Consider the following 21,326-nt stretch of genomic DNA (forward strand, 5'->3'; position numbering starts at 1 on the left):
CCTAGCGGTTAAGCACCATGAGCAAGGCCGCCGTCTCGGCGTCCGGTTCACCGTCATAGCGGGCCGGGCGGTACTTCATCTGCAGAGCGGCGATCACGTTACGCGTGGCCAGGTCCAACTCACCATGCACGGGCACTGCATAGCCGTGGCGCAGCAGCTGTTCTTGAAACCAGTGCACCGTCGGCAGGCTGGCACTGAACAGCGCCTGTTGACGCGCCACCTCGGTCGGGTCCGGCCACGGCACCAGGCCAGCATCGGCCAGACGCTGCCAAGGGAATAATGGGCCTGGGTCAACCTTGCGCTGCGGGGCAATGTCGCTGTGGGCAAGGATGCTGCCAGGCGCCAGCTGATGACGTTGCATGATGTCTTTAAGCAAGACGATCAGCGCATCGATCTGCGCAGGGGCGAACGGCTGCCACTGGCGGCCCGTGGGTGTGTCAGAAAAGCCCTGATTAACCAGCTCAATGCCAATGGTGGTGCCATTCAGCCAGGTGCGGCCCTGCCATTGGCTGTCACCGGCATGCCAAGCGCGGCGATTCTCATCAACCAAGCGATAAATAGTCGCCGGCGTCTCGCCAATCAAATAATGGCTGCTGACTTCCTCTTCAGTAAGCAGGTGCAGCGAACGCGCTAAATCGGTGGAGGTGTAGTGCAACACGATGTACTGCACGCGGCTATTCTGGCCGATGGCGGTGTAGCTGTCATCGAACCGTGGGCCACTGCTGCAACCGACCAGCAGCAGGGCGAACATGCTTAGGTAAAAAAATTTCATGGGCTGATATGCAACACGCTTTGCAGGTTATCCAACAGCATGTCGACGCTGAGCATGATCAACAGCATGCCCATCAGTCGCTCCACTGCGGTTAAGCCGCGGGGGCCAAGAAAACGCTGCAGAAACGAGGCCTGCAACAGAATAAATGCAGTGGCCGCCCAGGCCAGCAGCACCGCGACGTAGAGCTCCCAAAGCGGCCCTTCGTGGGTGTTACGTAAGGTCATCAACACCGCCAGCGCCGAAGGCCCGGCCACTGCCGGGGTGGCCAGCGGCACCAACATCGGCTCGCCATCCGGCACATCGCCCAGCACGCCTTGCGGACCAGGGAAGATCAGGCGCATGGCGATCACAAACAGGATGATGCCGCCGGCAATGGCCGTGGCCTCCCGTGACAAGCCGAGGGCGCTGAGCACTTTGTCGCCGAAGGTCAGGAACAAGAGCAACAAGGCCAGAGCAAACAACAGCTCACGTCCGGCTATCCATAAACGGCGTTTGGTCGGTACGTTTTTCAGCGCGGCAATAAAGATGGCGATGTTGCCGAATGGGTCGGTGACCAGAAAGATCAACGCGGCAATGCCGAAAATTTCCATAGTGACTCCTTAGCAGACCGGCAGAGTTTAGTGCCTCCCGCAGGAGAAAACGCCTTTGATCGGCCAAAAGCATCAGGCGAGCCGGCGGCATGGGCAGGCTGCATGTGATACTGCTAGACTTATGTTGTACACCAACACCTACTTGTATAACTCTTGTATTGATCCGGAGCCTCCATCATGCGCGCACTGCTGTGGTTCAAACAGGATCTTCGCCTTGATGATCACCTTGCGCTGCAGGCAGGCCTAGCAGCTGAATGCTTGTTGCCGGTGTATGTGCTGGACCCCGTCCAGCTGCAACTTAACCCATTCGGCATGCGCCGCATGGGCGTGCAGCGCATGCGCTTTTTGCTGGAAAGCCTGATGGCGCTGGACAGCCAACTGCGCCAGCGCGGCTCGCGGCTGCTGGTCCACATCGGCACACCGGAGCAGGTCATTCCACAGCTGGTGGCGCAACTTAAGCTCGATCGCGTGCTGACGTTAGAAGAAATCGCGCCTGACGAGCAGGCTCAGATAGCCCGCGTCGCCACCAGCCTCGGTCACGTTGTGCTGCAACAAGCACCTGCCAATCACTTGCTGCGCAGCGAAGACCTGCCCTTTAGCCTCGATCAAATACCCCATGTATTCAGCCGCTTCCGCACCCTGATTGAGAAGCGCGTGCAGGTGTTCCAGCCGCGCCAAGCCCCCGATCATTTACCCTGCCTGCCCGAGGGCGCACTGGCTTTACTGCAACCGTTGCCGACGCTGTCGCAACTGGGCCTGGGTGAGCCGCTCAGCGTGCCCGCCAGCGCTTTCCCGTTTTCCGGTGGTGAGCCTGCCGCCCTCGCCCGCCTGCGTGATTATTTGTGGCAAAGCCAAGGCGTGCGCCAATACAAAGACACTCGCAATGGCATGATCGGCAGTGAGTATTCGTCAAAATTCTCACCGTGGTTGGCCAACGGTAGCCTCTCTGCACGCCGCGTAATCGCCGAACTACGTCGCCATGAGGCACAATTCAAACGCAATGATTCGACCGAATGGCTGTGGGTTGAAATGCTCTGGCGAGACTTCTTTCGCTGGACCTTATTGCGTCATGGCAGCGCGCTGTTCAAAGCCGGTGGCCTGCAGGCTCACGAATATGCACCGCTGCAGGTGGACCAACGCTTTCAGGAATGGTCACGCGGCCTCACCGGCATGCCGCTGGTGGATGCCAATATGCGTGAATTAGCTGCCACCGGCTTTATGTCTAACCGTGGCCGGCAGGTGGTGGCCAGCTACTTAATCAATGATCTGCAACAGGATTGGCGCCATGGCGCGGCCTGGTTTGAGGAACACTTGATCGACTACGACCCGGCCAGCAATTGGGGCAACTGGGCTTATCTAGCCGGTGTAGGCAATGATCCCAGGCAAAACCGGGTGTTTAATGCCCTGCGCCAAGCCCGCGCGTATGACCCAGACGCCCACTACGTGAGCCTATGGCTACCAGAGCTGCGCGATGTTCCACAGGGACTCCGGCATACACCGTTCTTGCTTGCGGGCGGGCATTTACGCAGCATCGGTTACCCACAGCTGAATAAAATCCCGGACAGTTGGAAGCCTTACCTGCACGCGGTAGCCTGAACAGGGCGGGGTCAACTGACGACGACTTGGTTACGCCCACCGCCCTTGGCTCGGTATAACGCCTGGTCGGCTCGTTCGAAGACCTGCTCACTGCTTTCATCTTGAGCAAAGGCCGTCAGTCCGGCCGAGATGGTGATGGTCACGCGCTCACCACGAAAGTGAAACGGGCACTGCTCAACCCCTTGCAAGATGGTCTGCAGCAGCTGATGACCACCTTCCAAAGGCGTGGAAGGAATGAGCAGAACGAACTCTTCGCCGCCAAAACGGGCGATAAAATCAGTTTTGCGCAGGCGCTTGGCCAATTCACCCGCGATGATCTTCAGCACTTTGTCGCCGGCTAAGTGGCCGTACCCATCATTGATGCGCTTGAAGTGGTCGATGTCCAGCACCGCCAGCAGCAACTCGCCGCCATAGCGCTTCCAGCGCGCCACCTCCAACTCCAACCGCTCGCTCCAACCCGCTCGATTGGGCAGCCCAGTGAGCGGGTCGAGCAGCGCCTTCTGCCGCTGCTCTTCTAGGTGATCGCGGAACACTTGTGCTTCCTGCTCCATGTCGGCAACTTTTTGAGTCAGGCTTTGCAGGCGCTGCCCCACTTGCTCTTCATGGCCATCACGCAGTTTTTGATTGGCGCTGACGGTGCTGAGCAGACCATCCAAACGTGCTTCCAGTGATTGTTTTAGGGTCGGCAGGTCCACTGCTTCTTGCACGCTGGCCTGCAAGCCACTGACCTGCTCACGCAGCTCTTGATTAAAGCTACGGGCGCTCTCAACAGATTCGTTATAGCCTTCATGCGCCTCGCTCAGGGTGCCGAGAAATCCTTCCAACCGCTCATTGAGCTGCTTGAGGTAACTGGCAAACTCGCGCTGGCCGTTATCGGTCACCGCCAGCACCAGCACCGCCAAGTCATCCAGCACCGAGACTAGTTCATACCAGTTCAAGCCGCCCTGCACGCGCTGACGCAGCGCTTCGCCTTGGGGTTGGTGCCGCTCCGGCAGCGTCAGCTCATCAAGCAAACCCATCAAGCTGTCGCTAATATGCGTTGCCACAGCGCTATAACCCGGCTCGGGCACTTCTGGCAATGCGTAAGCGGGATCACCGTCAGCGGGTGTGAGCGCGGGTGTCACCGAAGGCAGAGGCAAAGAGGACTCAAGCGGTGCTGAAGTGGTTGTGGGTAATGCTTCTTGCAGCTCGACCTGCACAGTGGGGGTGGGTTGCGGGCTGATTGGTTGCGTCACTGGCTGCTGTTCTGCTCCAGCATTCAACGCGGCTATTACTGGTGGCGCAGCGATAGGCGCTTCATGAATAGGGTTCGGTAACGTTGCAATAACAGCTAACGGGCTGCTCGCTTGTGTTGCTGCAAGGGCACCGGATGCTGGCGCTGCGGCCTTTTCGGCCGACGCGAGCTCACTTTCAGGTTGGCTGGTGCCAGCTTCTTTGCTACCAAATAAACGCTGCAGCAAACCAGGGCGTATCGCAGCCGCCTCGCAATCCAACGCCGCTAACGCCTGCTGCTGCAAACGGCTTAACTCAGAGAGCAGTAACGGCAACTCTCGCGGTTGGCTAGCACGCTCTTCGATGTGCTTGGCAAACTGCTTGAGGGCTTTGCGCACCTCGCGCGGCGGTTCAAGGGCAAGTAGTTGATCCGTCAGGCTGGTAACGCCGGAAACGTTCAGGTCAAGCCGATCCTGACGACTCTTCTCCGAATCCAGCACCGCTCGCTCTAACCGCGGAATCAATGCCGACAGGCCGACGTCGATATCGTCACGGCGCAGAATATCGCGCAGTTCCTGCATGCACTGGTCGACCGATTTGTCGCTGCCCTCCGCCGCCAGCGAACTGCGTACCAGCCCGCGCCTGAGCAGGTCGAGCCGGGCATCCCAGCGGCGCTCGAGCTTTTCTTGCTGTTCCAGGCTTTCTAGGTATTTGTTTTTCCAGCGCTGGGCGTCATCGGTCATAGTCGCGATCCACGTTTAAGGCTCGATCAGCATAGGCGTTGCGGGGGTAAACAGTGAAGTGGGTAAGCGAATTTGTACCGCTACCGGCAGGTGATCAGAAATCGGCTGCGACAACACCTCACAGCGCTCCAAGGCTAAGCCCGAACTGAGCAATATATGGTCGAGGCAGCGCTGCGGCCGCCAACTGGGAAACGTCGCCTCAATTTGCGGTGCATACAAATCAAGATCCCGTAGCGGTGAATGCAGCAACAGATCATTGGCATGGGTGTTCATGTCGCCCATCAGCACGTGATGCCGATAGTCGCTTAACAGCTCACGGATATAGGCCAGCTGCCGGGTGCGGGTGCGCGCGCCCAATGACAGGTGCATCATCACCACCGCCAGTGCATCTGGGCCTTCACCAATACGCAGCAACATCGCACCGCGACCGGGCGGACCAGGCAGCGGATGGTTTTCCAGCAGGCTGGGGCGCAACCGGCTGAGCACACCATTACTGTGCTGCGCTAAGCGGCCGAGGTTGCGATTGAGTTGCTGGTACCAGTAGGGGAAGGCACCTAGATGAGCCAGGTGCTCAACCTGATTGATGTAGCCTGAACGCAGGCTGCCGCCGTCGACTTCCTGCAGCGCAACCAGGTCAAAATCACCGAGCAGATCGCCAATCCGTTGCAGATTACCGCTGCGCCCCGCATGCGGCAGCAAATGCTGCCAGCTACGCGTCAAATAATGGTGGTAGCGCTGGGTGCTGATACCCACCTGGATATTAAAACTGAGCAGGCGCAGGCTGCCGTTTTGCGGCCAGTCATTGGCTGGAACGCATCCCGAATTGACCCGCGCATCGCACAGGTCCATCGTGCGCTTTGCCGGCCAGCGCCTGAGCATTTACGCGTTATCCGCGCGGGCCGATTACTGCGCGGCGCGTTCTTTGGCGATCAGATGATCAGCCACTTGCAGCGCTTGCTGAGGGCCACCGGAGCTACCGATATCGAACCGGTATTTGCCGCCCACGATAATGACCGGCACGCCGGTGATCTGGTAAGCCATGCCCAACTTCTTAGCTTTTTCCAGCTGGCTCTTCACGCCAAAAGAGTTATAGGTCTTGAGAAAGGCTTCTTTGTCGATGCCTTCTATAACTAAGAAGTCAGCCATTTCCTCTGGCGTGGCGAGCTTCTTACCCTGCACATGGATGGCGTCGAATACCGCCGTGTGTACCTTATGCTCGACCTTCATGGCCTCAAGGGTAATAAACAGCTGGCCATGGACGTTCCACATGCCGCCAAACATGGCCGGGATGCGCACGAAATTGACATCGTCAGGCAAGGTTTCAACCCATGGGTTGATGGTTTCTTCAAACTTGTAGCAATGGCCGCAGCCATACCAGAACAGCTCGACCACTTCGATCTTGCCAGGCTTGGACACCGCGACTGGGTTGTTCAGTTCAACATATTGCTTGCCTGCTTCAATCGGCTCGGCATGGGCGCTCAGGCCAAACAGGCTGGCGGTGACGAGAGTGGCACTGAGAATCAGGTTACGCATGCGTTACTCCTTGGCTAAAACCGGGACGTGTTGGCGAACTGAGTTCGACCCGCGAGGCAAATAGGGGTTCCGTGCATTGTAACGATCCCCACAACGAAAAAGGGCGGCCTGGGCCACCCTATTTCATTACGCAATGTCGCTGTATTAACGGATCAATGCAGACCTTGGATATAGCTGGCTACTGCTTCCATATCCTTGTTGCTGAGCTTGGCAGCGATCGAGCGCATGATCATGCTGTCGCCGTCATTGGTGCGGTTGCCTTCGCGGAAGTCAGTCAACTGCTTAGCGATGTACGCCGCGTGCTGGCCACCCAGTTTTGGGTAACCCGCAGCCGCTAGGCCGGCACCATTAGGTGCATGGCAACCGATACAAGCCGGCATGCCTTCTTCCAGCTTGCCGCCACGGAACAGCTCAGCCCCACGGGCGGCGAGTTTCGGATCGGCAGCACCAACAGTCATTTTCTGGCTGGCGTAGTAAGCGGAGATATCTTTTAGGTCTTGGTCGCTCATGTTGTCCAGCAAGCCGGTCATTTCCACAATAGGACGTGCGCCGGTCTTGATGTCATACAACTGCTTGAGCAAGTAACGTTCGCCCTGCCCAGCCAGTTTCGGGAAGGTTGGGACTGCACTGTTACCGTCAGGACTGTGACAGGCACCACATACAATGACCTTACCCTGACCGGCTTCGGCATTGCCTGCAGCCTGTGCCAGGCTGGTCATGCTCAGGGTCAACAGCAGACTCACGAGTACTTTGTTCATCAGCTAATCCAATTTGCGACTAAGAGAAAGAGTTTATAAGCCGAACTTACTCGGTCATCAACGTGATGACCGCTTGGTAGTCCTCGGCCGTGCAATCCATACACAAACCGCGAGGCGGCATGGCATTCAGACCGTTGTTAACGCTGAGTACCAGCGCGTCCATACCCTTGGCTAAACGTGGCTCCCAAGCAGCTTTATCGCCACGCTTAGGCGCCATCGGCAACTGTCCGTTGTGGCATACGCCACAGGAGCGCGCGTACACGGCTTCCGGGTCTTGCGCTGCATGAGCACTCAACGACAACAGAAGTGCAGCGCTTGCAATTAGTAGTTTTTCCATCAAACAGACCTCTCAGGGGGGGAACGTACTGCTTCTTTAGGCAGATTATCTGAATCGTTCCCGTGGACACTTATCCGGCTGCGGGTAGAAAGCGCACACAAATTCTACGCCATTATATACTGACGCCATTGAAACGGAAACGACGCAGCTTGCCGCACTTCGCACCGATAGGCAGGCTGTGCGCAATTGTCGCAAGGGCATCGCGCCTGCAACGCCACTCTACGCTCGCCCTCACGGATACCCAGATGCAAGCTAAAAACCCAATTATCGGCCTGTGCCAGCAAGCCACTTTTTTTATAAGCGCCGCTAAGGTCGACCAATGCCCGGAAGATTTCGGCCATGAAGTAGCCTTTGCCGGGCGCTCCAACGCCGGCAAATCCAGCGCCCTCAACACTTTGACCCACGCCAGCCTGGCACGCACCTCGAAGACCCCAGGGCGTACTCAGCTGCTCAACTTCTTCAAATTGGACGAAGAGCGGCGCTTGGTCGACCTGCCAGGTTACGGTTACGCCAAGGTGCCAATACCGCTGAAACTGCATTGGCAAAAGCACCTAGAAGCCTACTTAGGTAGCCGTGAATGCCTGCGCGGGCTGATGTTGATGATGGACATCCGCAAGCCGCTGACCGAGTTCGACGTGCTGATGCTGGACTGGACGGCTGCCAGCGAAATGCCCATGCACATCCTCCTAACCAAAGCCGACAAACTGGCCTTTGGCGCTGCCAAAACCGTCTTGTTGGAAGTCCGCAAGACGATTGAGGCACGCTGGGGCGACCGCGTCAGCATTCAACTGTTCTCCGCCCCCAAGCGCATGGGCATTGAAGACGCCCAAGCCGTGCTGGCCGAGTGGATGCAACTGGGTGAGTTTGCCCTGCCGGATGATCAAGAAACTCAAGCCTAAAGCATGCCGCGCTCTCGAAGGCGCGGCTACTTTTAACGGCTCGCAGTGAAGACCTCACAAATACAGGCTAAAAATGGCGCAAAAAAAACCCCAAACTTCTATGGGGAGGGAAGTTCGGGGTTCAACATCTGAACCGCTAGGGCGGGGCTCAGAATTTGCCAACACTTAACACACAAGGAGCAACGAATGGTTGTCTAGGCCATTCATAAACTCTGAGTGGTCGACGCGAAACAAAGTTCAGGCCCGCGAGAAAATTAATCCGCTCGCCGGAGCCTTTGCCGGTGAGCTTCAGGCCCAAGCGCTAACCGCACAGGGTCTCGTGCGACCGCGAATCCCTGCATCAGTGGGCTTCATCCCAATTGTTGCCCACGCCCACTTCCACCAACAGCGGTACATCGAGACTGGCGGCACTGCTCATCAGCGATTTGATCTGCTCGCGGACCTGCTCAACCAGATCCTCGCGCACCTCCAGCACCAGTTCATCGTGCACCTGCAAGATGACCTTGGCATCCAGAGCGGATTCACTCAGCCAGTTATCCACCGCCACCATCGCGCGCTTGATGATGTCCGCCGCCGTGCCTTGCATCGGTGCGTTGATCGCGGTTCGCTCGGCGCCTTTACGCAGCGCCTGATTCTTCGCGTGAATATCTGGCAAGTACAACCGGCGGCCGAATAACGTTTCGACATAACCTTGCTCGGAGGCTTGCTCACGGGTGCGCTCCATATAGGCCAGCACGCCGGGGTAGCGAGCGAAATACACGTCGATATACGCCTGTGCCTGCTTGCGGTCGCAGCCAATTTGCTTGGCCAAACCGAAGGCGCTCATGCCATAAATCAGGCCAAAGTTGATCGCCTTGGCGCTGCGACGCTGATCACCACTCACCGCCTCCAGCGCTACACCAAATACCTCAGCAGCAGTGGCTTTATGCACATCACGACCATGGCGGAAAGCATCCAGCAGGCTTTCGTCCTTGGCCAAGTGGGCCATGATGCGCAGCTCGATCTGCGAATAATCCGCCGCCAGCAGCTTGTAGCCTTGGGGCGCGACAAATGCCTGACGAATGCGCCGACCTTCAGCGGTGCGGATTGGAATGTTCTGCAGGTTCGGGTCGGTCGATGACAACCGCCCGGTCGCCGCCACCGCTTGGTGATAGCTGGTGTGAATGCGCCCGGTACGCGGGTTGATCTGCTCTGGCAGGCGGTCGGTGTAGGTGCTTTTCAGTTTGCTCAGGGAGCGATACTGCATCAACACCTTGGGCAGCTCATAATCCTGTTCGGCCAGCTCCGCCAACACCGCCTCGGCGGTGGACGCCTGACCTTTGGCGGTCTTGCTGATCACCGGCAACCCGAGTTTCTCATAAAGAATCACCCCAAGCTGCTTGGGTGAAGCCAAGTTGAATTCCTCACCGGCCATCTCAAACGCTTGGCGCTCCAGCGCCACCAGCTTTTCGCCAAGCTCGTTGCTTTGCAGGCCGAGCAGGTTGGCATCCACCAGCGCGCCTTGCCGTTCGATGCGTGCCAGCACCGGCACCAGCGGCATTTCAATTTCGCACAGCACTTCAGCCAGGCTGGGTTCGGCTTGCAGCTTGGCCCATAAATGCTGGTGCAGGCGCAGGGTGATATCAGCGTCTTCGGCGGCATAGGGGGCGGCTTGGGCCAAATCAATCTGGTCGAAGGTCAGCTGCTTGGCGCCTTTGCCCGCAATGTCCTCAAAGCGGATGGTGCTGTGATCCAAGTACTTCAGCGCCAAGCTGTCCATGTTGTGCCGAGTGGCGATGGAATCGAGCACATAGGATTCGAGCATGGTGTCGAACTTCACCCCCTGCACGTGGATCGGCGTGCTGGCATTGGCGAGAATATTGATGTCGTACTTGGCGTGCTGGCCGACCTTAGCCTTATTTGGGTCTTGCAAAATCGGCTTCAACGCCCGCAACACCGCATCGCGGTCGAGTTGCGTGGGCACACCCATATAAGAATGGGCGACGGGGATATAAACCGCCTCCCCCGCCTTGATCGCAAACGATAAACCAACCAACTGCGCCTGCTGGGCGTCCAAACCGGTGGTCTCGGTGTCAAAGGCGATCAATTCGGCGTTGTTCAGCTTCTCCAGCCAAGCATCGAATTGCCCCTGCTCAAGGATGCACTGGTAGTCACCCGCAGTGGCGGCAACAGCAGGCTCAGCAACTGCTGATTCAGCAGGCCGCGCAACTGCAGCGGGCTTTGCCGCAGCGCTTTCGCTGGGGGCCAGCGCAAACAGGTCATCAGCCGCCGGCTTTGCAGCAGGCTTGGCCACTGCAGGCGAATGGCTGCGCAGCAAATCATCACGCCAACTTTTAAACTCCAGCTCAGCGTACAGCTCAAGCAACGCCGGCACGTCCATCTCACCTGGGTGCAGCGACTCGATGGCAATATTCAGCGGCACATCCAACTTAATAGTCGCCAGGGCATAAGACAGGTAAGCCATGTCGCGGTGCTCAGCCAGCTTGGCCGCCAGGGTTTTGGCCCCACGGATTGGCAACTCCGGCACCTTATCAAGGTTGGCATAAACCACATCCAGCCCGCCGCCGATACCGACCAGCAAGCCCAGCGCGGTCTTTTCGCCAACACCCGGAACACCCGGAATGTTGTCGACCTTGTCACCCATCAGCGCTAAATAATCGATGATCAGCTCAGGCCCGACCCCAAATTTCGTTTTCACGCCCTCGATGTCATAAACACTGCCGGTCATGGTATTGACCAAGGTAACGTGCGGGCAAACCAGCTGAGCCATGTCCTTATCGCCGGTGGAAATCACCACATCGCGGTCCTCGCTGGCGCATTGCCGGGCGAGCGTGCCAATCACGTCATCGGCTTCGACGCCGTCAACGCACAGCAGCGGATAACCCATGGCCTTAACGCTGGCGTGCAACGGCTCTACCTGTACGCGCAGATCGTCTGGCATCGACGGCCGATTAGCTTTGTACTCGGCATACATCTCATCGCGAAACGTCCCGCCCTTGGCATCAAACACCACGGCAAACGGGCTGCCCGGATACTGCTTGCGCAGGCTCTTGAGCATATTCAGCACACCTTTTACCGCACCGGTGGGCAAGCCCTTGGAGGTGGTCAACGGCGGCAGGGCATGAAAGGCGCGGTAAAGGTAAGACGAACCGTCAACCAGGACTAAGGGAGTTTGGCTCATGAGCAGGATCAACCTTTTCGGCGGGGGCGGCGGTAGAATGGCCGCACCATTAAAATCAAAAGGACAAGGTTACCATGCGCACACTCAACCGCCTGTTGCTGGCCAGCCTGCTGGCATTCACTGCCCTGGCTGTTCATGCTGAAGATCCCGTCTCGGCTGACCCAGATGTAACCATTCGCCAGGACGGTGACCGTACAATCCAAGAATACCGAGTTAATGGTTTTCTCTACGCCGTTAAGGTCACCCCCAAAGGCGGCGTGCCGTACTTTCTGGTGCGCGCCGATGGCAGCGATGGCAACTTCGTCCGTTCGGACAGCCCGGATATGTTGATTCCGGCCTGGGAAATTTTCAGCTGGTAAATAAGGCAGTTCTGCGATGTCCGTGTTCACTCCGCTTGAACGTCATGAGCTCGAAGAATTCCTCGCGCCATACGGCTTGGGTCGCTTACTCGACTTTCAGGGCATTGCCGCTGGCAGCGAGAACAGCAATTTCTTTGTCAGCCTAGAACAGGGCGAGTTCGTACTCACCCTGATTGAGCGCGGCCCGAGTGCCGATCTGCCGTTCTTTATTGAACTGCTCGACGTGCTGCATAACGCCGGCTTGCCGGTGCCTTACGCCCTGCGTACTGCACGCGGTGAAGCATTGCGCAGCCTGGCGGAGAAACCCGCGCTGTTGCAGCCGCGCCTGTGCGGCAAGCACATAGCCGAGGCTAATTCGCATCACTGCCAAGAAGTGGGCGCTCTGTTGGCGCGTATCCACCTGGCGACGCGGGCGCAGCCGCTGCCGCGCAAAAGTGATCGCGGCTTGGACTGGATGCTGACCGAAGGGCCAAGCCTGGCCTTGCAACTGCCCGATGAACAACTGCCCTTGTTAAGCGATGCGCTGGCGGAGATCCACGCGCTAAAGCCGCGCATCTTCGCCCTGCCGCAAGCCAACCTGCATGGTGATTTGTTCCGCGACAACGTGCTGTTTGACGGCAACCATCTGGCCGGCGTGATCGACTTTTATAACGCCTGCTCGGGCCCGATGCTTTACGACCTGGCGATTACCCTGAATGACTGGTGCTCGCAGGAGGACGGCAGCCTCGACAGCAAACGCGCGCAAGCACTGCTGGGCGCGTACGCCAACTTGCGGCCCTTCACGGCGACAGAGGCCGAGCTGTGGCCCGCCATGCTGCGTATCGCCTGCGTGCGTTTCTGGCTGTCGCGGCTGATCGCGGCCGAGTCATTCGCCGGGCAAGAAGTGCTGATCCACGATCCAGACGAGTTTCAGCGCCGCCTAGCCCAGCGCCAGCACGTTGGGCTGGCGCTGCCATTCGCGTTCTGATCAGCGCGGGCTATTTCAGCGCTTGCAAACAGCCCGCCAGTTCATCAGCAAGGTTAGTCAGCAGAGTTTCATACCCTTGCGCATCGACTGTTAGGTCTGCGCCCATGGCGTCCAGTTCGGCCAGGGTGACCGGTAGCCCGGCGCTGAGGGTTTGCGCCAGGCGCGGGCGAAACGGGGGTTCGCTGAACAGGCAGGTCGGCCCGGCTTGCTGCAGGCGTTCACGCATGGCCGCCACATGCTGCGCACCTGGCTGCACCTCACCGAGCACACTGAGTACACCGGCGTGACTCAGACCGTAAGCGGATTCAAAGTAGTCATAAGCTTCGTGGAAAACAAAATAGGGTTTTCCACTCAGGCCGCTTAACTGGGCTGTCAGTCGCTGGTCGAGTGCGTTGAGGCGGCCGGCAAAAGCCTTGGCATTGGCCTGATAACGCGCAGCATTAGTCGGGTCAGCCAGGGCTAAATCAGCAGCCATTTTATCGGCGATTACGTTGGCATTGGCCGGCAATAACCACAGGTGCGCGTCCAAACTGCCGGAGCGATGCGCGTGATCATGCTCATCGGTGTGATCATCCTTATGCTCGGCGGCTGGCGCGCGGCTGTCGCCGAAATGACGCAAGCTCAAGCCCGGCAAACCCTGCACCGCCACGCTGGTTTTGTCGCGGCCGGCCAAGACGCGCGGCAAGAAACTCTCGAGGTCAGGGCCAATCCAGTAAAGCAGGTCGGCATCGCGCACGCGGCGTACATCGGAGGGCCGCAGCGCGTAATGATGCGGCGACGCCCCCGGTGGCAGCAGCACGCCTGGCTGTCCAACGCCGTCTTGCACGGCAGCCGCAATCAGTTGCAGCGGCTTGATGCTGGTCAGCACGCGCACGGGGTCTTGAGGCTGCGCACGGGCGGCGAAGCTCACTAAAAAAATACTGATCAACAGCGATAAAGTCGGAAAAAGACGCGGCACAAGGAGCACTCAACCGTAAAGGAACAGGTAATATAATAACGTCTCTCGCATAATTCGTCGTCGCCCATGACCCAAGCACCTCTGGCCTCCCGCCCGCATGACCATTCTCACTGCGTCAGCCATGCCCTGGCTGAAGCTGAAAGTATCTGCACGCGCCAAGGCTTGCGCCTGACAGTCCTGCGCAAACGCGTGCTGGAACTGGTTTGGCAGAGCCACAAGCCATTGGGCGCGTATGACATTCTTGGCGTATTGAGCGAGGCCGACGGTCGTCGCGCAGCGCCTCCCACGGTGTATCGCGCGCTGGATTTCCTCTTGGAAAACGGTTTGGTGCACCGCATCGCCTCGCTTAACGCCTTTGTTGGCTGTAGCCACCCAGAGCACGCTCACCAAGGCCAGTTTCTGATCTGCCAAGGCTGCAACGCGGCCATTGAATTGGAGCAGACGACAATCAGCAATGCCATCGTCAATGCGGCAGCTGAGGTCGGTTTTGCCGTGGAAAGCCAAATGGTGGAAGTGGTCGGCCTGTGTGCTGGCTGCCGGGAGCCGGCATGAGTGATGCGCTGATCCGTCTCGATGGGGTGAGCGTGACCTTCGCCGGCCAGCAGGTGCTGCAGGATGTGCAGCTGAGCGTAAACCCGGGCGAGATTGTTACCCTGATCGGCCCTAACGGCGCTGGCAAAACCACCTTGGTGCGGGTTGTGCTGGGCCTGCTCAAGCCAAACAGCGGCAGCGTTTGGCGCAAAGCCAAGTTGCGCATCGGCTATATGCCGCAAAAACTCCACGTCGATGCCACCTTGCCGCTCTCGGTGCTGCGCTTTCTGCGCTTGGTGCCGGGGGTTGATCGCCGGCGTGCGCTGGCTGCATTGACTGAAGTGGGTGCCACTCAGGTGATCGACAGCCCGCTGCAAAGCATCTCCGGCGGTGAGTTGCAGCGGGTGCTGTTGGCCCGTGCCTTGCTGCGCGAACCCGAATTGCTGGTGCTGGATGAGCCGGTGCAGGGTGTCGACGTCGCCGGCCAAGCCGAGCTGTACCGGCTGATTACCCAATTGCGCGACCGCTATGGCTGCGGTGTGCTGATGGTCTCGCACGACCTGCACTTGGTCATGAGCACCACCGATCAGGTGGTTTGCCTGAATCGCCATGTGTGCTGCTCTGGGCATCCTGAGCAGGTCAGTTTTGATCCCGCCTTCGTCGAACTGTTCGGCCAGGACGCCCAGAGCCTGGCCATCTACACCCATCGCCACGACCATGAGCACGATTTGCACGGCGCGGTGATCAGCGAAAACGCAGCCGGCCTGAGCATCAAAGGCCGCGTCAAACCACACATCCACGGGGACGACTGCACCCATGGCTGATTTCCTCCTCAACGCCCTGCTCGCCGGCTTGGCCCTTGCGATAGTGGCTGGCCCGCTCGGTTCGTTCGTGGTGTGGCGGCGTATGGCTTACTTTGGGGACACCCTGTCGCATGCGGCGCTGCTCGGCGTGGCGCTGGGCTTGATGCTGGACGTCAACCCGATGCTGGCGGTGACGGTTGGCTGCGTACTGCTTGCAGTATTGCTGGTGACCCTGCAAAGCCGCCAACCACTGGCCGCCGACACGCTGCTGGGCATCTTGGCGCACAGCACCTTGTCCCTAGGCTTGGTGGTACTGAGTTTTATGCAGGATGTGCGCATCGATTTGATGGGTTATCTGTTCGGCGATTTGCTGGCCGTTGGCCCAACTGATTTAGCCTGGATCGTCGGCGGCAGCGCGCTGGTACTGGTACTGCTGGCGCTGCTGTGGCGGCCCTTGTTGGCGATTACCGTGCACGAGGAACTGGCCAAGGTCGAAGGCCTGCCGGTGGCGGCGATTCGTTTGAGCCTGATGCTGCTGATCGCGGTGGTGATTGCCGTGGCGATGAAAATTGTCGGCGTGCTGCTGATTACCTCCTTGCTGATCATCCCTGCGGCAGCGGCCCAACGCCATGCGCGCACTCCCGAGCAGATGGCGCTGGGTGCCAGCCTGCTGGGCATTGTCGCGGTGTGTGGCGGGCTGAGTTTGTCGTGGTTCCAAGACACACCGGCCGGCCCCTCGATTGTGGTGACGGCCGCCGGTCTATTTTTGCTGAGCTTCGCCCTGCCCCGCCGCACCGCTTGAACTGTTGGTGATGCCGCCGGGCGCAGTGTAAGCTTGCGCGTTTTTTGCACAATCCGAGACGCGCAGCAATGAAATCGTTCGCTTTCCGTGGTTTTACCCTGACGCTGGTTCTGTTGTTAGCCGGCTGCCAGAGCGCGCCACAGCCGGCCAACCTGCCGGTGGATGACTTGGTCAGCGCCTTTCGCCAACTCGATCAAAGCCTCATCAGCGGTGACTTAATTGGCGCCGAAAACCAGCTGAACACCCTGCAACAACGCGCTGTAGGCGATACGCGCCTAGAGCAATTCCAGCGTCAACTCGCCGAAGCGCACCTGCAGCAAGGGCAAAAAGCCCTGCAAAACGGTGATTTGAACAGCGCCACCAAAGCCCTCAGCCGTGCGCGCAACCTAATGCCGCAGGCGCCTGCGCTGACCACCGGCCTAGATGGTGCTATCGCCCAGGCGCGAGAAACCGAACTGGCCGCCGCAGAACAGCAGCGCCAAGCCGAGCAATTGGCCGCCGCTCGCAGCGAGGCCACGCGCTTAGAGCAAGTTCGGCAAGTGCGCCTGGCGGCTGAACGCCGAGCGACTGCAACTGAGGCCGCTCAACTGGCCAATACTCCACAGGCTGAAACACCGACGCCGGCTCCAACTGAGCCAAAGGCCAAGCTAATTGACCCGTCAGCGGCGAGCAGCGTCATCAGCCTGCCGATGCTGGACAACCAGGACAATCAACGCCTGCGCAGCTTGCTCGATGCGGTCGCGGCCGATGTAGTGGCGTTCCGCTGCGCCGTGCGCATCGACGTGCGTCAAGCCAAAGACTTTCCGTGGGTTGCCTCGCTGCTTAATGCGCGCATCAAACGCTTAGACCCAGGTTTCAGCCCGCGCATCAGCCATGTGGTTAAACCCGCGCAAGTACCGCAGCTGGTACTCAGTCCGGCTCGTTAAGCCCAGTAGCCGCTTGCACGAGCGCGCGTGTGCCCCGGCTCAACAGCCCAGCACTTAATACAATTTAGCTATAAGTATAGGTCTATAAAGATTTTTGCGACCTAAGCAGTGCCGAGTAGACTAGTCGGCCGTTAATGCCTACCCGGCAACCCTGAAACCCAAAAGGTTTAGCGCGTGATCAATTTTCATCAGGTCCACAAGGCGTATCGCGTCAGTGGTCAGGACATTCCCGCTTTACAGCCAAGCGATCTGCACATCGACCGCGGTGAAGTGTTCGGCATCATCGGCCACTCCGGTGCCGGCAAGAGCACCCTGCTGCGCTTGATCAATCGCTTAGAAGAGCCCACCGGCGGACGTATAGACGTTGACGGCGAAGACGTTACCGCACTCGACGCGGCCGGTTTGCGGCGCTTCCGTCAACGGGTCGGGATGATCTTTCAGCATTTCAACCTGCTCTCCTCCAAGACGGTGGCCGACAACGTCGCCTTGCCGCTGAAGCTTGCGGGTGAGCTATCACGCAGCGCCATCGAGGCGCGCGTCGCTGAGTTGTTGGCGCGCGTTGGCCTGCAAGAGCATGCCAACAAATACCCGGCGCAGCTCTCCGGCGGGCAGAAACAGCGGGTGGGCATTGCCCGCGCCCTGGCCACCGAGCCGAAGATTTTGCTTTGTGACGAAGCCACCAGCGCCCTTGACCCACAGACCACCGCCTCGGTGCTGCAACTGCTGGCTGAGATCAACCGCGAACTGAACCTGACCATCGTGCTGATCACCCATGAAATGGATGTAATTCGCCGCGTGTGCGACCGCGTAGCGGTGATGGATGCTGGCTTCATCGTTGAGTGCGGCTCGGTGGCCGAGGTGTTTTTGCACCCGCAACACGCCACTACCAAACGCTTTGTGCAAGAAGATGAGCAGGTTGCAGAAAACGAGCAGCGCGATGATTTTGCCCATGTTGCTGGACGCATCCTGCGCCTGACGTTTCAGGGCGACGCCACCTACGCGCCGCTGCTGGGCACTGTTGCTAGGGAAACGGGCGTGGATTACAGCATCCTCGCCGGGCGCATCGACCGTATCAAAGACACCCCTTATGGCCAGTTAACCTTGGCTCTGACCGGCGGCGACATGGACGCCGCACTGGCGCGCTTTGCAGCCGCCGACGTGCACTTGGAGGTGCTGCGCTGATGGACGCCTTACTGACTCGCCTGCTACCGAATGTCGATTGGGCGGAAATCGGCTATGCCAGCCTAGACACCCTGAGCATGCTCGGTGGATCCATTGTGTTTACCGTGCTGCTGGGGTTACCGCTGGGCGTGCTGCTGTTTCTCACCAGCCCACGGCAGATGTTTGAGCAAACGGCGCTGTATGGCGTGTTGTCGCTGCTGGTGAACATCCTGCGCTCAGTGCCGTTTGTGATCCTGTTGATTGTGATGATTCCCTTCACCGTGATCGTCACCGGCACCTCGCTCGGTGTTGCTGGCGCCATTCCGCCGCTGGTGGTCGGCGCCACGCCATTCTTCGCGCGCCTGGTGGAAACGGCGCTGCGTGAAGTGGACCGCGGCATTATCGAAGCCACCCAAGCCATGGGCGCCACCACCCGGCAGATCGTCGTCAACGCGCTGCTGCCCGAAGCGTTGCCCGGCATCATTGCAGCTATCACCGTCACGGCCATTACGCTGGTGTCTTACACGGCCATGAGCGGCCTGATTGGCGGTGGCGGGCTCGGCGATTTGGCAGTGCGTTATGGCTACCAGCGCTACCAGCCAGACGTGATGGCGGTGACGGTCATTCTGCTGTTGGTGCTGGTACAGGTTCTACAAACCGCCGGCGACAAGCTGGTGGTGCACTTTTCTAGGAAATAGTTTTACGCAGCGCGGCTACCCGCCGCCAAAACCAATCCCACAAGGCGCTTTATGATGAAAAAACTGATTGTTGCAATCGCGGCCCTGGCCGCTTTTTCCGCTCAAGCCGAAAGCCTGAGCATCGCGGCAACTGCGGTACCGCATGCGGAAATTCTCGAATTTATTAAACCGGCTCTGGCCAAAGAAGGCGTTGAGCTGGACATCAAAGTCTTTACCGACTATGTGCAGCCGAACGTACAGGTGGCTGAAAAGCGCCTGGACGCCAACTTCTTTCAGCACCAGCCGTACCTAGATGAGTTCAACAAGAGCCGTGGCACGAAACTGGTCAGCGTTGTCGGTGTGCACGTCGAGCCCTTCGGCGCTTACTCCAGCCAACACAAGAGCTTGGCCGACCTGCCGCAAGGCGCCAACGTGGTGATCCCCAACGACGCCACCAACGGTGGCCGTGCCCTGCTGCTGCTGCAGAAGGCCGGGGTGATCACCCTCAAGCCGGAAGCGGGCATCCTCGCAACGCCAAAAGACATCCTTGAGAACCCGAAAGCCATCAAGGTGCGTGAACTGGAAGCGGCCACCCTGCCGCGCGTGTTGACCCAGGTTGACCTGGCGTTGATCAATACCAATTACGCCCTAGAAGCCAAGCTCAACCCCATCAAGGATGCGCTGGTGATCGAAGGCAATGACTCGCCGTACGTCAACCAGCTGGTCGCCCGCGCTGACAACAAAGACAGCGCCGCCATGCAGAAGCTGGCCAAAGCGCTCAACAGTGCTGAAGTGAAGGCGTTTATTCAAGAGAAGTACCAAGGTGCCGTCGTGCCGGCGTTCTAACCAACAGCGCCGCTGCACCCACTGCCAAACCCCGCCCTGTGCGGGGTTTGTCGTTTATGGCGAGAAGATGTTGGATGCCTAGCTAAAGCGATAGCCGCCGGCTTGGGCAATCAATTTGCCCTGTCGAACAACCCAGGCAGCTGTGCCGCGAGCTTGTCGTTATTAATGGGCGCGCGGATAAAGCCATGTTGCTTGCCGTCAGGGCCGATCAACACCAAGTTGCCGCTGTGGTCGACGGTGTAATTTTCCTTGCTGGTGTCCGCCGGGATAAACGGAATGCTAACGCTGTTCGCCAGCTTCTGAATGGTCGCTTGCTCACCCGTCCAGCCGATAAAGCCGGCGTCGAAATAGTCTAGGTACTTCTTCAATTGTTCCGGTGTGTCGCGGCCTGGATCAACCGTGACCAAGACGATACGCAGCTTGGCCAAGGTTTGCGCTGGAAGCTGACCCTGCAACTGACGCAGTTGAGCGAGGGTCGCGGGGCAAATGTCCGGGCAGAAGGTGTAGCCGAAGAACAACAAGCTCCACTGCCCCGTGAGTTGATCAACCGCCACGGCCTGGCCATCCTGATCGAGCAAACTCAATGCTGGCAGACTGCGGCTTTGCGGCAGCAAGACGATGCCAGCATCCAGCAACACGGTAGGGTCACCTTGGCTTTTGTTATTCAGCACTTTGTTAACGGTCAGACCCAATACCAACGCAACGATGGCAATGAGAACAAAAACGGTGGTGTGGGTTCGGGTCATGGGGCCTCAGATATTGAGCAGCAAGTAGTGGTCCACCAGCAGCGCGATGAACAGCGCGAAAAGATACCAGATGCTGTATTTGAACGTGTTGATCGCTGCATGAGGTTTGCTGTCACGGTACAGCACCACTGCCCAATGCAGGAAGCGCCCGCCCAAGACCACCGCGCAGACCAAATAAAGCAGCCCGCTCATATGAATGGCATAGGGCAGCAACGTCACGGCGAACATCATCAAGGTGTAAAGCAGGATATGGACTTTGGTGTAATGCTCGCCATGGGTGACCGGCAGCATCGGAATATTGGCTTTGGCGTACTCCTCCTTGCGGTGAATGGCCAGCGCCCAGAAATGGGGCGGCGTCCACGCAAAGATGATCAACACCAGCAGCAACGGCTCTGCACTCACATGGCCCGTTACCGCGACCCATCCCAGCAGCGGCGGCGCCGCGCCAGCAAGGCCGCCAATGACGATGTTCTGCGGGGTAGCGCGCTTTAGAAAGCCGGTGTAGAGCACCGCATAACCGAGCAAAGAGGCCAAGGTCAGCCACGCCGCCAGCTCGTTGGTAAAGGTCAGCAGCAGCGCCATCCCTGCGACTGCCAGCAACAGGGCAAAGCCCAACGCGGCAGTGGGTGAAATCCGCCCCGAGGTCACCGGGCGTTTAAGGGTGCGGGCCATGATCGAGTCGATGCGCCGGTCCACCACATGGTTAACCGCCGCCGCCGCACCGGCGCACAAGCCGATACCCAGGTTGCCGAAAATCAGGACCTGCCACGCCACCCCAGCGCGGGTGGCGAGAAACATGCCGACCAGCGAGGTGATCAGCATCAGCACCACCACCCGTGGCTTGGTCAGCTCCAAATAATCGCGCCAGCTGGCGTGGGCATGTTGTTCGCGCGCTAGAGTAGCCATACGGTCTCTCCTCGATTGTTTTT

22 protein-coding genes are annotated in these 21,326 nt (G+C 58.9%); 11 read left to right on the plus strand and 11 right to left on the minus strand.

Annotation, left to right across the window (positions count from 1 at the left end; all coding sequences use genetic code 11):
* Nucleotide 1 precedes the first annotated feature (1 nt).
* Both WF513_RS16640 and WF513_RS16645 read right to left on the minus strand, forming a co-directional pair.
* On the minus strand, nucleotides 2-772 hold the full coding sequence (locus WF513_RS16640) for an N-acetylmuramoyl-L-alanine amidase (protein WP_339080512.1): 771 nt from the start codon (nucleotides 770-772) through the stop codon (nucleotides 2-4).
* On the minus strand, nucleotides 769-1,362 hold the full coding sequence (locus WF513_RS16645; RefSeq protein ID WP_339080513.1) for a MarC family protein: 594 nt from the start codon (nucleotides 1,360-1,362) through the stop codon (nucleotides 769-771). The genes WF513_RS16640 and WF513_RS16645 overlap by 4 nt, the downstream gene beginning before the upstream one ends.
* Before the next feature lie 177 nt (nucleotides 1,363-1,539).
* On the opposite strand from WF513_RS16645, the gene WF513_RS16650 reads away from it, so the two are divergent.
* Entirely contained in the window at nucleotides 1,540-2,958 is a 1,419-nt protein-coding gene (locus WF513_RS16650) for a DASH family cryptochrome (protein WP_339080514.1), read from the plus strand.
* Nucleotides 2,959-2,969: 11 nt separating this feature from the next.
* On the opposite strand, the gene WF513_RS16655 is transcribed toward WF513_RS16650, so the two are convergent.
* From WF513_RS16655 to WF513_RS16675, 5 genes are all read right to left on the minus strand, one after another.
* Entirely contained in the window at nucleotides 2,970-4,913 is a 1,944-nt protein-coding gene (locus WF513_RS16655; RefSeq protein WP_339080515.1) for a diguanylate cyclase, read from the minus strand.
* Between the two features lie 15 nt (nucleotides 4,914-4,928).
* Nucleotides 4,929-5,792: an endonuclease/exonuclease/phosphatase family protein gene (locus tag WF513_RS16660; RefSeq protein ID WP_339080516.1), complete on the minus strand. Its 864-nt coding sequence runs from the start codon at nucleotides 5,790-5,792 to the stop codon at nucleotides 4,929-4,931.
* A 24-nt stretch (nucleotides 5,793-5,816) separates the two neighbouring features.
* Nucleotides 5,817-6,446: a thiol:disulfide interchange protein DsbA/DsbL gene (locus tag WF513_RS16665; RefSeq protein ID WP_339080517.1), complete on the minus strand. Its 630-nt coding sequence runs from the start codon at nucleotides 6,444-6,446 to the stop codon at nucleotides 5,817-5,819.
* 152 nt (nucleotides 6,447-6,598) lie between these two features.
* Nucleotides 6,599-7,204 (minus strand): c-type cytochrome, encoded by a 606-nt coding sequence (locus WF513_RS16670; protein ID WP_339080518.1) that lies wholly within the window; start codon nucleotides 7,202-7,204, stop codon nucleotides 6,599-6,601.
* A gap of 46 nt (nucleotides 7,205-7,250) precedes the next feature.
* A complete protein-coding gene (locus tag WF513_RS16675) occupies nucleotides 7,251-7,541 on the minus strand; it encodes a c-type cytochrome (protein ID WP_339080519.1) in 291 nt (96 codons plus the stop codon).
* Nucleotides 7,542-7,786: 245 nt separating this feature from the next.
* Between WF513_RS16675 and yihA the strand changes: the two genes are divergently transcribed.
* Nucleotides 7,787-8,440 (plus strand): ribosome biogenesis GTP-binding protein YihA/YsxC, encoded by a 654-nt coding sequence (gene yihA, locus WF513_RS16680; RefSeq protein ID WP_339080520.1) that lies wholly within the window; start codon nucleotides 7,787-7,789, stop codon nucleotides 8,438-8,440.
* Between the two features lie 340 nt (nucleotides 8,441-8,780).
* Here yihA and polA read toward each other — a convergent pair whose 3' ends face one another.
* Nucleotides 8,781-11,621 carry a DNA polymerase I gene (gene polA / locus WF513_RS16685; RefSeq protein ID WP_339080521.1) on the minus strand — a complete coding sequence of 947 codons (2,841 nt, stop codon included), beginning with the start codon at nucleotides 11,619-11,621 and terminating at the stop codon, nucleotides 8,781-8,783.
* 74 nt (nucleotides 11,622-11,695) lie between these two features.
* Here polA and WF513_RS16690 point away from each other — a divergent pair, with 74 nt between their 5' ends.
* Nucleotides 11,696-11,980: a DUF2782 domain-containing protein gene (locus tag WF513_RS16690; protein WP_339080522.1), complete on the plus strand. Its 285-nt coding sequence runs from the start codon at nucleotides 11,696-11,698 to the stop codon at nucleotides 11,978-11,980.
* A 16-nt stretch (nucleotides 11,981-11,996) separates the two neighbouring features.
* The gene (locus WF513_RS16695; protein WP_339080523.1) at nucleotides 11,997-12,947 is read left to right on the plus strand and encodes a homoserine kinase; all 951 of its coding nucleotides are present in this window, start codon (nucleotides 11,997-11,999) and stop codon (nucleotides 12,945-12,947) included.
* A 10-nt stretch (nucleotides 12,948-12,957) separates the two neighbouring features.
* Here the strand turns inward: WF513_RS16695 and WF513_RS16700 are convergent, their stop codons facing one another.
* On the minus strand, nucleotides 12,958-13,878 hold the full coding sequence (locus tag WF513_RS16700; protein WP_339083637.1) for a zinc ABC transporter substrate-binding protein: 921 nt from the start codon (nucleotides 13,876-13,878) through the stop codon (nucleotides 12,958-12,960).
* Between the two features lie 93 nt (nucleotides 13,879-13,971).
* Here WF513_RS16700 and WF513_RS16705 point away from each other — a divergent pair, with 93 nt between their 5' ends.
* The 7 genes from WF513_RS16705 to WF513_RS16735 all read left to right on the plus strand — a co-directional run bounded on the left by WF513_RS16705 (nucleotide 13,972) and on the right by WF513_RS16735 (nucleotide 19,651).
* The gene (locus WF513_RS16705) at nucleotides 13,972-14,457 is read left to right on the plus strand and encodes a Fur family transcriptional regulator (RefSeq protein WP_339080524.1); all 486 of its coding nucleotides are present in this window, start codon (nucleotides 13,972-13,974) and stop codon (nucleotides 14,455-14,457) included.
* Nucleotides 14,454-15,260: a zinc ABC transporter ATP-binding protein ZnuC gene (gene znuC / locus WF513_RS16710; RefSeq protein WP_339080525.1), complete on the plus strand. Its 807-nt coding sequence runs from the start codon at nucleotides 14,454-14,456 to the stop codon at nucleotides 15,258-15,260. Before WF513_RS16705 ends, znuC begins: the two co-directional genes overlap by 4 nt.
* A complete protein-coding gene (znuB, locus tag WF513_RS16715; protein ID WP_339080526.1) occupies nucleotides 15,253-16,041 on the plus strand; it encodes a zinc ABC transporter permease subunit ZnuB in 789 nt (262 codons plus the stop codon). The genes znuC and znuB overlap by 8 nt, the downstream gene beginning before the upstream one ends.
* Before the next feature lie 68 nt (nucleotides 16,042-16,109).
* On the plus strand, nucleotides 16,110-16,967 hold the full coding sequence (locus tag WF513_RS16720; protein ID WP_339080527.1) for a PA5502 family lipoprotein: 858 nt from the start codon (nucleotides 16,110-16,112) through the stop codon (nucleotides 16,965-16,967).
* Between the two features lie 174 nt (nucleotides 16,968-17,141).
* On the plus strand, nucleotides 17,142-18,149 hold the full coding sequence (locus tag WF513_RS16725; protein WP_339080528.1) for a methionine ABC transporter ATP-binding protein: 1,008 nt from the start codon (nucleotides 17,142-17,144) through the stop codon (nucleotides 18,147-18,149).
* Nucleotides 18,149-18,826, plus strand: coding sequence for a methionine ABC transporter permease (locus tag WF513_RS16730; RefSeq protein ID WP_339080529.1), 678 nt, complete (start codon nucleotides 18,149-18,151; stop codon nucleotides 18,824-18,826). Before WF513_RS16725 ends, WF513_RS16730 begins: the two co-directional genes overlap by 1 nt.
* A 54-nt stretch (nucleotides 18,827-18,880) precedes the next feature.
* Nucleotides 18,881-19,651: a MetQ/NlpA family ABC transporter substrate-binding protein gene (locus tag WF513_RS16735; RefSeq protein ID WP_339080530.1), complete on the plus strand. Its 771-nt coding sequence runs from the start codon at nucleotides 18,881-18,883 to the stop codon at nucleotides 19,649-19,651.
* Nucleotides 19,652-19,761: 110 nt separating this feature from the next.
* On the opposite strand, the gene WF513_RS16740 is transcribed toward WF513_RS16735, so the two are convergent.
* Nucleotides 19,762-20,397, minus strand: coding sequence for an SCO family protein (locus tag WF513_RS16740; RefSeq protein WP_339080531.1), 636 nt, complete (start codon nucleotides 20,395-20,397; stop codon nucleotides 19,762-19,764).
* A 6-nt stretch (nucleotides 20,398-20,403) separates the two neighbouring features.
* On the minus strand, nucleotides 20,404-21,303 hold the full coding sequence (gene cyoE / locus WF513_RS16745) for a heme o synthase (RefSeq protein ID WP_339080532.1): 900 nt from the start codon (nucleotides 21,301-21,303) through the stop codon (nucleotides 20,404-20,406).
* Between the last annotated feature and the right edge of the window lie 23 nt (nucleotides 21,304-21,326).

Source organism: Pseudomonas sp. TMP9 (genome assembly GCF_037943105.1).
GTDB lineage: Bacteria > Pseudomonadota > Gammaproteobacteria > Pseudomonadales > Pseudomonadaceae > Aquipseudomonas.

Bases quoted from the DNA above. Each gene is read 5' to 3' on its own strand.
- yihA (WP_339080520.1), top strand. From the start codon at position 7,787: ATGCAAGCTAAAAACCCAATTATCGGCCTGTGCCAGCAAGCCACTTTT.
- WF513_RS16640 (WP_339080512.1), bottom strand. From the start codon at position 772: ATGAAATTTTTTTACCTAAGCATGTTCGCCCTGCTGCTGGTCGGTTGC.
- znuC (WP_339080525.1), top strand. From the start codon at position 14,454: ATGAGTGATGCGCTGATCCGTCTCGATGGGGTGAGCGTGACCTTCGCC.
- cyoE (WP_339080532.1), bottom strand. From the start codon at position 21,303: ATGGCTACTCTAGCGCGCGAACAACATGCCCACGCCAGCTGGCGCGAT.
- WF513_RS16675 (WP_339080519.1), bottom strand. From the start codon at position 7,541: ATGGAAAAACTACTAATTGCAAGCGCTGCACTTCTGTTGTCGTTGAGT.
- WF513_RS16690 (WP_339080522.1), top strand. From the start codon at position 11,696: ATGCGCACACTCAACCGCCTGTTGCTGGCCAGCCTGCTGGCATTCACT.
- znuB (WP_339080526.1), top strand. From the start codon at position 15,253: ATGGCTGATTTCCTCCTCAACGCCCTGCTCGCCGGCTTGGCCCTTGCG.
- WF513_RS16660 (WP_339080516.1), bottom strand. From the start codon at position 5,792: ATGCTCAGGCGCTGGCCGGCAAAGCGCACGATGGACCTGTGCGATGCG.
- polA (WP_339080521.1), bottom strand. From the start codon at position 11,621: ATGAGCCAAACTCCCTTAGTCCTGGTTGACGGTTCGTCTTACCTTTAC.
- WF513_RS16650 (WP_339080514.1), top strand. From the start codon at position 1,540: ATGCGCGCACTGCTGTGGTTCAAACAGGATCTTCGCCTTGATGATCAC.
- WF513_RS16670 (WP_339080518.1), bottom strand. From the start codon at position 7,204: ATGAACAAAGTACTCGTGAGTCTGCTGTTGACCCTGAGCATGACCAGC.
- WF513_RS16665 (WP_339080517.1), bottom strand. From the start codon at position 6,446: ATGCGTAACCTGATTCTCAGTGCCACTCTCGTCACCGCCAGCCTGTTT.
- WF513_RS16735 (WP_339080530.1), top strand. From the start codon at position 18,881: ATGAAAAAACTGATTGTTGCAATCGCGGCCCTGGCCGCTTTTTCCGCT.
- WF513_RS16740 (WP_339080531.1), bottom strand. From the start codon at position 20,397: ATGACCCGAACCCACACCACCGTTTTTGTTCTCATTGCCATCGTTGCG.
- WF513_RS16695 (WP_339080523.1), top strand. From the start codon at position 11,997: ATGTCCGTGTTCACTCCGCTTGAACGTCATGAGCTCGAAGAATTCCTC.
- WF513_RS16655 (WP_339080515.1), bottom strand. From the start codon at position 4,913: ATGACCGATGACGCCCAGCGCTGGAAAAACAAATACCTAGAAAGCCTG.
- WF513_RS16705 (WP_339080524.1), top strand. From the start codon at position 13,972: ATGACCCAAGCACCTCTGGCCTCCCGCCCGCATGACCATTCTCACTGC.
- WF513_RS16730 (WP_339080529.1), top strand. From the start codon at position 18,149: ATGGACGCCTTACTGACTCGCCTGCTACCGAATGTCGATTGGGCGGAA.
- WF513_RS16720 (WP_339080527.1), top strand. From the start codon at position 16,110: ATGAAATCGTTCGCTTTCCGTGGTTTTACCCTGACGCTGGTTCTGTTG.
- WF513_RS16645 (WP_339080513.1), bottom strand. From the start codon at position 1,362: ATGGAAATTTTCGGCATTGCCGCGTTGATCTTTCTGGTCACCGACCCA.